Source organism: Rhodococcus sp. CX (assembly GCF_015865005.1).
Lineage (GTDB): Bacteria > Actinomycetota > Actinomycetes > Mycobacteriales > Mycobacteriaceae > Rhodococcus.
In genome coordinates this window covers 7,135-16,507 of record NZ_JADZGH010000094.1, presented here as the reverse complement: position 1 = coordinate 16,507, position 9,373 = coordinate 7,135, and the positions used below count along the sequence as shown (strand labels likewise).

Annotated in this window: 9 protein-coding genes and 3 tRNA genes; 5 read left to right on the top strand and 7 right to left on the bottom strand. The window is 68.7% G+C overall.

What is annotated here, in order from left to right:
• The coding region (locus I0Q12_RS10195) for a TIGR03619 family F420-dependent LLM class oxidoreductase (protein ID WP_231610400.1) at positions 1-820 on the top strand (820 nt) is incomplete at its 5' end.
• Between the two features lie 54 nt (positions 821-874).
• Here the strand turns inward: I0Q12_RS10195 and I0Q12_RS10190 are convergent.
• The 3 genes from I0Q12_RS10190 to I0Q12_RS10180 form a co-directional block, all read right to left on the bottom strand.
• Positions 875-947, bottom strand: a tRNA-Arg gene (locus I0Q12_RS10190).
• Positions 948-990: 43 nt separating this feature from the next.
• A tRNA-Ser gene (locus I0Q12_RS10185) sits at positions 991-1,082 on the bottom strand.
• A 76-nt stretch (positions 1,083-1,158) separates the two neighbouring features.
• Complete coding sequence (locus I0Q12_RS10180) at positions 1,159-1,869, bottom strand: dienelactone hydrolase family protein (protein ID WP_197251809.1); 711 nt, start codon at positions 1,867-1,869, stop codon at positions 1,159-1,161.
• A gap of 62 nt (positions 1,870-1,931) precedes the next feature.
• On the opposite strand from I0Q12_RS10180, the gene hisC reads away from it, so the two are divergent.
• Together hisC and I0Q12_RS10170 are read left to right on the top strand one after the other, a co-directional pair.
• Positions 1,932-3,011: a histidinol-phosphate transaminase gene (hisC, locus tag I0Q12_RS10175; protein ID WP_197251808.1), complete on the top strand. Its 1,080-nt coding sequence runs from the start codon at positions 1,932-1,934 to the stop codon at positions 3,009-3,011.
• A 106-nt stretch (positions 3,012-3,117) separates the two neighbouring features.
• Complete coding sequence (locus I0Q12_RS10170) at positions 3,118-4,803, top strand: bifunctional UDP-sugar hydrolase/5'-nucleotidase (RefSeq protein WP_197251807.1); 1,686 nt, start codon at positions 3,118-3,120, stop codon at positions 4,801-4,803.
• On the opposite strand, the gene I0Q12_RS10165 is transcribed toward I0Q12_RS10170, so the two are convergent.
• Complete coding sequence (locus I0Q12_RS10165) at positions 4,790-5,782, bottom strand: alpha/beta hydrolase family protein (RefSeq protein WP_197251806.1); 993 nt, start codon at positions 5,780-5,782, stop codon at positions 4,790-4,792. The genes I0Q12_RS10170 and I0Q12_RS10165 overlap by 14 nt on opposite strands.
• Positions 5,783-6,001: 219 nt before the next feature.
• Here I0Q12_RS10165 and I0Q12_RS10160 point away from each other — a divergent pair, with 219 nt between their 5' ends.
• Positions 6,002-6,781, top strand: coding sequence for an enoyl-CoA hydratase/isomerase family protein (locus I0Q12_RS10160; RefSeq protein ID WP_197251805.1), 780 nt, complete (start codon positions 6,002-6,004; stop codon positions 6,779-6,781).
• Positions 6,782-6,951: 170 nt separating this feature from the next.
• On the opposite strand, the gene I0Q12_RS10155 is transcribed toward I0Q12_RS10160, so the two are convergent.
• Positions 6,952-7,039, bottom strand: a tRNA-Ser gene (locus I0Q12_RS10155).
• A gap of 25 nt (positions 7,040-7,064) precedes the next feature.
• A complete protein-coding gene (locus tag I0Q12_RS10150; RefSeq protein ID WP_197251814.1) occupies positions 7,065-7,469 on the bottom strand; it encodes a MarR family winged helix-turn-helix transcriptional regulator in 405 nt (134 codons plus the stop codon).
• Positions 7,470-7,655: 186 nt separating this feature from the next.
• Here I0Q12_RS10150 and I0Q12_RS10145 point away from each other — a divergent pair, with 186 nt between their 5' ends.
• Positions 7,656-8,639 (top strand): NAD(P)H-quinone oxidoreductase, encoded by a 984-nt coding sequence (locus I0Q12_RS10145; RefSeq protein ID WP_197251804.1) that lies wholly within the window; start codon positions 7,656-7,658, stop codon positions 8,637-8,639.
• A 12-nt stretch (positions 8,640-8,651) separates the two neighbouring features.
• Here the strand turns inward: I0Q12_RS10145 and I0Q12_RS32575 are convergent.
• A partial coding sequence (locus I0Q12_RS32575) for an aminotransferase class V-fold PLP-dependent enzyme (RefSeq protein ID WP_231610399.1) occupies positions 8,652-9,373 on the bottom strand: 722 nt, incomplete at its 5' end.

Sequence of the window (9,373 nt, the reverse complement as noted above, 5' to 3'; positions counted from 1 at the left end):
CGGCTACCACGGGATTCTCGTCTCCGATCACCTCGTCTACCCGAAGAACATGAAGACGCCCTATCCCGCGACCCCCGACGGCAAACTCTTCTGGCCGCCGGAAACCGAATGGCCCGACGCCTGGGTGCTCATCGGAGCAATGGCAGCGGTCACCACCGACCTGCATTTCGGCAACAACGTCTACATCGCGCCGTCGCGGCCGCTGCTCGAGGTCGCCAAGCAGGTCGCGACCGCCGCGGCGATCGCCCAGGGCCGGGTGTCCATCGGGCTGTCCGCCGGCTGGATGCGCGACGAGTTCGAACTGCTCGGCCAGGACTTCGACAATCGCGGTCGCCGCCTCGACGAGATGGTCGACGCACTGCGGGCGTTATGGCAAGGCGGATGGGTGTCGTGGCAGGGCGAGTTCTACGACATCCCCGAGATGATGATCGAACCGCATCCGCCGCAGCCGGTGCCGGTGCTGTGCGGGGGAGAATCCAACGCAGCACTCAAACGGGCCGCCCGCCTGTGCGACGGGTGGGTGGGCACCGCCTACACCCTCGAGGAAGCCGAACGCGTGATCGGCCGGCTCAACGGATACCGCCGTGAATACGGACGGGAGAACGAGCCCTTCGAGATCATCGCGACCGTGCGCGGCGAACCCACCCCGGACCTCTACGAACGTGCCGCCGAACTCGGCATCACCGGGGTGATGATCTCGCCGTGGGCGAACTGGGACCGCACCCACGCCGGGGACCACACGGACCTGAAGCACCCGGCCGAACGCTACCGGGAACCGATCGAACGGTTCGCCGAGGAGATCGTGGCGAAACTGCCGTAGTCCACCGCCGGAACGAGAAAACCCCGCATCGCGATCGATGCGGGGTTTTCGCTGTGCGCCCGAAGGGATTCGAACCCCTAACCTTCTGATCCGTAGTCAGATGCTCTATCCGTTGAGCTACGGGCGCATATCCGTATTCAGTTGTTCCGCCGGTGAACCATACACCAACGTGGCGGAGGCGAGAGGATTTGAACCTCCGGTCCCCTGTAAGGGGGACAACTCATTAGCAGTGAGTCCCATTCGGCCGCTCTGGCACGCCTCCTCGGGGGGTTTCGATTCTCTCGAACCGCCGGACCGAAACATTACACATGCTCCCCCAGTAAATGCAAAACGCCTGGTCAGCGCATATGTGCGTCGAACCAGTCGAAGATCCTGCGTCGCGCGTCGATGATCGCCGCCTCCCGCGGATCCGTCTCCGGATCGACCGTCGCGTGCTCGACCGGAGGCTCGTCCGGGCGATGCGCCAGCCCCGGATAGCCGACCACGAGCGTCGGCGCATCCGCCCCGGCCGCGGCGTCCTGCAACCGCTCGACGTCGGCGGGCGGCGTGCCCGGATCGTCCTCCCCGTACAGCCCGAGCCACGGCGCCTGCAGCGACCCGACGATCGACAACAGCGCCGGCGCGTCCGGATGCACCGGCGTCGCGATGCCGCGCGCGGCGACGCTCACCACCGCACCCACCCGGCGTTGGGTGGCCACGACGAGCGCGGCGGCACCGGCATCGTCGAATCCGATCAGCCCGATCATGTCGGGCGACACACCTCGGCCCGCGATCCACTCGAAGGCGGCATCGACGTCGGCGAACAGGGCGTCGCCGAACACCTCCGCCGCGGAGTGCGTCGGCTCGCGATGGAACAGGTGCGGTGCGACGACGAGCCAGCGTTCCCCCGCCAGCGCGTCCATGAACTGCAGCAATGCCGGTGAGAACACCCGCGACTCGTGCAGCAGCACGATCGCGCCGCGCGCTGCACCGTCCGGCCGGATCACCGTCAGCGGGACCTGCCCCGCGTCCCCCGGCAGCGAAGCCGAAACGGTGCTGATGACCTGCATACCGTCAACGATCGCACGACCACCGCGTGTGTGCACGGGATCGCCGAGCGCATAATCGCGTGGTGACTCCACGTACTCGTCCCGACCTTGCCGCTATCCCCGCCTACGTGCCCGGACGGAGTTTTCCGGGGGCGATCAAGCTGGCCAGCAACGAGACGACCGCCGGTCCTCTGCCGAGCGTGCGGGAGGCCATCGCCGAGGCGACGACGACCCTGAACCGGTATCCGGACAACTCGTCGGCGGCGCTGATCGGCGCGCTGTCCGCGCGGCTCGGCGTCGGTCCCGAGCGCATCGCCGTCGGATGCGGGTCGGTGAGCCTGTGCCAGGAACTCGTGCAGATCGCGTGCAATGCCGGTGACGAGGTCGTCTACTCGTGGCGCTCGTTCGAGGCGTACCCGGTGGTCGCGGCGGTGGCGGGCGCGACCGCGGTGCCGGTGCCGAACACCGCCGAGCACGGGCACGACCTGCCGGCGATGCTGGCCGCGATCACCGACCGCACCCGCCTGGTCTTCATCTGCAATCCGAACAATCCGACGGGTTCGCTGCTCAGCCGCGACGAGCTCGTCAAGTTCCTGGACGAGGTGCCGTCGCACGTCCTGGTGGCGTTGGACGAGGCGTACTTCGAATACGTGCGTCCCGCGCCCGGTGAGGACCTGCCCGACGGGCTGACCCTTGTGGAGGGCCGCCCGAATGTCGTCGTGCTGCGGACGTTCTCGAAGGCGTACGGGCTCGCCGGGTTGCGCGTCGGATATGCCGTCGCCGATCCCGAGATCATCACCGCGCTCGGCAAGGTGCACACGCCGTTCGCGGTGAATTCGCTGGCCCAGAGTGCGGCGATCGCGTCGCTCGCTGCGGCGAGGGAACTCCTCGACCGGACCGAGCAGGTGGTCGCCGAACGCACCCGGATGTTCGACGCACTGACCGCGGCCGGCTACCCGGTGCCGCCGAGTGCCGCGAACTTCCTGTGGCTGCCCCTCGGCGAGCATTCGCCGGCGTTCTCCGAGGCCAGCGCCGAGGCGGGCGTCCTGATCCGGCACTACGGCACCGATGGTGCCCGCGTGACGATCGGCGACCCGCACGAGAACGACGCATTCCTCGCGTTCGCGACCGGCCCGGGTCGCGCATACGCAGGTCTCGAATAGCTCCGACTCCCACCCGAACGAGACCCAACCGTTACCTGCAGGTGCCAGGGGTGTGATCCGACGTTGACACACTCACCAAGCACGACGGCGGACGCGGAGGATGTGGATGGGTGGTCGCGTATCGCGTCGTCGGGGGGTGTCCTTGGCCTTGGCGACCGCGGTCCTGTGGGCGGCGGCCGGCCTGGGTCCGGCGGTCGCCCGGCCCCCCGAGGTCGTCCCGCTGCGCCTGATCGCGTTCGGTGACCTGCACGGCAACCTCCTGCCCCCGCAGGGTTCCCGCAGCAAGGTCGTCCGGTCCGACGGTGAGTCCGTGCCGGCCGGGGGTGCCGCCTACCTCGCCGCGTACGTCCGGCAATTGCGCAGCCAGGCCGAGAACTCGGTGCTGTATTCGGTGGGTGATGCGTGGGGTTCGTCCCCGCTCGAATCGGCGATGTTCCACGAGGAGCCGACCGTCGAACTGCTCAACGCGCTGGACGTGAACGCCCTGGCCCTGGGCAACCACGAGTTCGACCACGGCGTGGCGGAGTTGCAGCGCCTGCGCGACGGTGGCTGCCATCCCGAGGGATGCCGCTACGTCTCCCCGTTCGAGGGCGCGCAGTTCCCGTTCCTCGGCGCGAATCTGTCCACGGCGGACGGCTCTCCCGCGGCGCTGCCGTTCAGCGTCGACTACATCGACGGTGTGCCGGTCGGTGTCATCGGGGTGCTCCCCCGCAACACCCCGGACGTGATCAGCGCCGAGTCCATCGAAGGCCTGCAGTTCGGGGACGAGGTCGAGGCCGCCGACCGTACCGCCGACATCCTCGACGCGCTGGGCGTCCGGTCGATCGTGCTGCTCTACAAGGGTGATCTGCCGGTGCCTTCCGGCCACGACACGTGCGATCCGGAATCCGGTCCGGCCGCGGCCGTCGCCACCCGGGTCTCACCGAAGATCGACGTCATCGTCACCTCCGACGGCGAGAGCCACTTCAACTGCAGTTTCCTCGATCCCCTCGGCAAGCCGCGCACGGTCGTGCAGGGCGCCTCCCACGGGCGCATCCTCTCGGTCGCCGATCTGACCATCGACCGCGAGAGTCGCGACGTGATCCGCGACCGCACCGTCTCGTTCAACCAGGTCGTCACGCACGACATCGCCCCCGACCCGCGGACGAAGGAATTCGTCGACAGGGCCGTCGACCAGTCCGCCTCGGTCGCCGGGCGGTCCGTCGGGACCATCACCGCCGACCTCACCCGGGAGAAGACCGTCGGCGGCGAATCGACCCTCGGCGACGTCATCGCCGACGCGCAGCTCGCCGCGGCCGAATCGGCGGGCGCGCAGATCGCGCTGACCAACCCGGACGGCATGCGCGCGGATCTGACCCACGCCGACGACGGCGTCGTCACCTTCGGCGAAACCTACGCGGTGCAGCCGTTCGGGAACCGCCTGCTGCAGCTCGAGGTCACCGGCGCGCAGCTCGTCGCCATCCTCGAGCAGCAGTTCCAGACCGACGTGTTCGGGCGGTCGTTCGAGCGGATTCTCTCGCCGTCGCACACGCTGCGCTACACCATCGACCGGGCGGCGGAGCAGGGTCGGCGGATCCAGGACGTGACGGTCGCGGGACAGCCGCTGGACCCCGCCGCGACGTACGTCGTCGTCGTCAACGACTTCCTGGCCGCGGGCGGCGACGGCTTCACCGCGTTCACCGAAGGTCGCCGCACGACCGGCGCAGGCGCCGACCTCGACGCGCTGAACGGGTACCTGTCGGCGCACGGTCCGGTCTCACCGCCGCCGACCGATCGCATCAGCGTTCGCTGAGCCCGAGCGCGCGGGCCAGCGTCGGCCACGCCGACCGCAGGTCGTCCTGCCAGTACGGCCACGTGTGGGTGCCCCACGGCCGGTACTCGACGGTCGCGGGAATGCGCAGTTCCCGCAGCCGGCGGTCGAAGGTGATCGTGCAGGCGAACGCGCCGGCTTCGAGCGGGGCACCGACGGTCAGCACGTCGCTGTCCGCGCCCAAGTCGTAGGGGCCGAGCAGCCCGTTGCCGGTGCTGATGTAGATGTCCTTGCCGCGCAATGCTTCCGCGTTCGTGTACGGGTCGTGTTCCTTCCACTCCGGGTCGCCGGGCGCGCCCCACATGTTGTCGGGGTTCCCGCCCTTGTAAGCGACGGTGCCGCGCACCGAGTCCCGGGCGGAATCACGCGAGATGTCCAGGCAGCCACTGAGTGCCGCGACGCCCTCGTACAGGTCGGGATGGCGGGTGATCAGGGACATCGCGCCCGTCGCGCCCATCGACAGTCCGCCGATCGCGTCGACGCCGAGTTCTCCGGCAACGGCGTCGACGATCGGTGGAAGTTCCTGGGTCAGAAAGGTTTCCCACCGGTTGGTGCCGAGCACCGGATCCGGGTTGCGCCAGTCCGTGTAGTAGCTGGCGGTACCGCCGACGGGCAGGACGACGTTGACGTTCTTGTCGGCGAAGAAGTCGACGATGTCCGTCTTCTGCGTCCAGGTGCTCTCGCGGTAGTCGGATTCGGATCCGGCGCTGACGCCGTCGAGCAGGTACAGCGTCGGCCGCGGTCCCTGCCCCGACGGATGCAGCACCTGAACCTGCACGACGCGGTTCATCGACGGGGAGTACACGAACAGGGCGGATCGGCGGTCGGTGAGGTGCTCCACGTGGTCCACCCGGGCGGTCGGCACCGGATCCGCCGATGCCGGCGTCGCGCCGAGCAACGGCAGCAGAACCGAAAGGACGAAAGCGGCGATCGTCCCCTTGTACGTACCTCGTTTGTGCATCGATCTCCCCTGGTCCCCCGACGGCCCCCGGTCCGCCCACCCAACCCTCCACGGCTTACCGGGGTCAAGCACCTCGAAGGGTGTGGCGAGCCGTTTCGATCGGTTCGGAGGGTGGTCCGGAATCGCACTTACCCCCCGTATCGCGGTGTTACACAGGCCTCGGGAGCACCGTGTCGGATATCCCGTTCTCATTTCACGAGAACTGGATATGCTGCACCCATGGGAGACGACTTGGGAGCCGGCGGCCTGCGTTTCGAACGCGAGGGCGCGATCGGCTGGTGCATCATCGATCGGCCGGCAGCGCGCAATGCCTTCACCCCGGCGATGTATTACGGGCTCAAACGAGCGGTCCGGCTCGTCAACTCCGATCCGGACCTGGCCGCGCTCATCATCACGGGCGTCGACGACGTCTTCGCACCGGGCGGCGACCTGGGCGGACGCGCCGAACCCGGCGACAACCTGCCCGACGGCATCGGGCACGACATCCTGCCGTTCCTCACCATCCGCGACAGCCGCGCGCCCGTCGTCTCCGCCGTCAACGGCATCTGCCAGGCGGGCGGTCTGCTGGTCGCGATGATGTCCGACATCGCCGTGGCCAGCGACCGCGCGACCTTCCGCGTGCCCGAACTGCTCCGCGGCATCCCCGACGCGACCTTCGCGGCCGCGCTGCCCGCGCACGTCGGCGTCGCGGTCGCGCGGGACCTGATGCTCTCGGCGCGTCGGTTCGACGCCGCCGAGGCCCAGCGTCTGGGCGTCATCTCCCGCGTCGTGCCGCACGAGAACCTCCGGGAGGCAGCATTGCAGGCGGCGCGAGAAATCCTGCAGACCTCCCCCATCGCACGCGCCCAGGTCAAGCGCATGCTCAACGAGCGCTACGGACTCTTCGACTACGAGACGATGCTCGGCGCGCTCGAGACTTCACCCGAACCTCGGGAAGGGATGCGGGCATTCATGGAGAAGCGGAACCCGAACTGGATTCCGGAGAACCTGCCCGGCTGACGGCCCGCCCCTTTCCGACCCGGGCGGCCGGCCCCCTCGTTGTCCGAGCGAGTGGTACACCCGTCTCCTTCAATCGACTGAGCGTGCCGCTCGCTCGGAAAAACGAGGGGTGACGCGACCCCGCAGAACCAACAAGAAGCCCCTCACCTGCGATCAGGTGAGGGGCTTCGTGGCGGAAGCGGAGGGATTTGAACCCCCGTTGGTGTTACCCAAGCTCGCTTTCAAGGCGAGTGCATTCGGCCGCTCTGCCACGCTTCCGTGGCAAATCCTAACCATAGGATGATCACCTGTTGCCGACGGCCGCCGCGACCTTGGTGAATATCTGGGCCAAGGTCTTGATCTGAGACTTGCTGAGCAGGTCGATCAGATTGCGGCGGACGCTCGCGACATGGGTGGGCGCGGCCTCGGTGAGGCGGGCACGTCCCTCGTCGGTGAGGGCGGCCAGCACCCCGCGACCGTCCTCCGCGCAGGCGCAGCGCAACACCAGGCCCTCGTCCTCCATGCGGCGGATCTGGTGGGTGAGACGGCTGCGGGACGAGAGCACGCCGTCGGCGAGGTCGCTCATGCGCAGCCGTCCGTCCGGGGCTTCCGACAGCAGGACCAGGATGCGGTATTCGGCGAGGGTGAGGCCGTGGGCTTCCTGCAGGTCACGGTTGAGAACATCCATGAGCCGGTAGTTGCCGTCCATATAGGTTCGCCAGGCGTGCTGTTCCTCGGCGGTCAACCAGTTCGGCTCGTCGTGTTCGGCGCTCACGCGGGAATTGTAGTCAGCACCCCCAACTTTCCCGACCGGTAGGTCTGTTTTGCGCAACACATGGACGCAGTACCCGACATCTCCGGCGAACAGGAACGACGACACGATAGTTTCGAACGCATGCGCGCAATCGTTGTCACCGAACCCGGCGGGCCCGAGGTCCTCCGATGGGACGAGCAGCCCGATCCGGTCGCCGGTCCGGGTGAAGTCCTCATCGACGTCGCCGCGACCGCCGTCAACCGTGCCGACCTGCTGCAGCGTCGCGGCCTGTATCCACCGCCGCGCGGGGCCAGCAACATCCTCGGCCTCGAGTGCTCCGGTGTGATCGCCGAACTCGGCGAGGGCGTGACGGGCTGGAGCATCGGCGACCGCGTCTGCGCACTGCTGTCCGGCGGCGGCTACGCCGAGCAGGTCGCGGTCCCGGCGTCGCAGCTGCTGCCGGTGCCCGACGGCATGGATCTCGCGGCCGCCGCGTCGCTGCCCGAGGTCGCGTGCACGGTGTGGTCGAACGTGGTCATGGCCGCCGGGCTCGAACGCGGCGAGGTGTTCCTCGTGCACGGCGGCGGCGGGGGCATCGGCACCCACGCCATCCAGGTCGCGAAGGCCCTCGGCGCGAAGGTCGCGACCACCGCGTCGGCGGGCAAGCTCGACCGGTGCCGCGAGCTGGGCGCCGATCTGGCGATCGACTACCGCACCCAGGATTTCGTCGAGGAGGTGCGCGCGACCTTCGGTGGCGCCGACGTCGTCCTCGACAACATGGGCGCGAAGTACCTGCCCCGCAACATCGACGTGCTCGCGCCCGACGGGCGGCTCGTCGTGATCGGCATGCAGGGCGGATCGAAGGGCGAACTGAACCTCGGTCAGCTTCTCGCCAAGCGCGGGCACGTCCTCGCGACGGGTCTGCGCGGGCGTCCCGACACCGGCAAGTCCGGGAAGGCCGAGATCGTCGCCTCGGTCCGCGAGAACCTGTGGCCGCTGATCGCCGAGGGCAAGGTGCACGCCATCGTGCACGCCGAACTGCCGATCACCGAGGCCGCCGCGGCACACGAGATGCTCGACGCATCCGACACCGTCGGCAAGGTGGTGCTCACGATCAACCGGTGAAGCAGCCCGGTCTCACTCCGTCATCGCGCGCAACTCGCGAACGAGCTGGTCGATCTCGTAGCGCGTGGTGTACGGGGCGAGGCCGATGCTCACGGCACCGCCCTCTTCACCGACGCCCAGCGAATCGAGCAGCCGGCTGGAGCCGCGTCCGGTGGTGACGGTCGCGATGCGCCGGTCGGCGAGGTGCGCCGCGACCTTCTCGGCCGGTAGACCCGGGATCGTGAAGCTCAGCGTCGGCACGCGGCTCTCGGCGCGACCGATCACCATCACACCGGGCAGGTTGTCGAGCTGCCGGGTCAGCCGGTCGAACAACCGGTCCTGGTAGTCCTGCATCGAACTGATCGACGTGATGAGCTTTTCGCGGCGGGTGCCGGTCGCTTCGTCGTCCAGGGACGCGAGGAAGTCGACGGACGTGACGAGCCCGGCGAGCAGCGCGTACTGGTGGCCGCCGACCTCGAGCCGCTCCGGGCCGCGAGCGTTCGGGTCGAGCGACATCGACGGAATCCGGTCGAGCTGCGAGGGATCACGGAAGACCAGCGCACCGATCTGCGGTCCGCCCCACGCCGACGCGTTGACTGTGAGGATGTCCGCGCTCAGATCGTCCATGTCGATGTGCGCGTACGGGGCTGCGCCCGCGGCATCGACGACCATCAGGCCCCCGACCTCGTGGACGCGGTCGGCGACGACCCGCACGTCCGGGGCCGATCCGACGATCGACGACGCGGCGGTCAGCG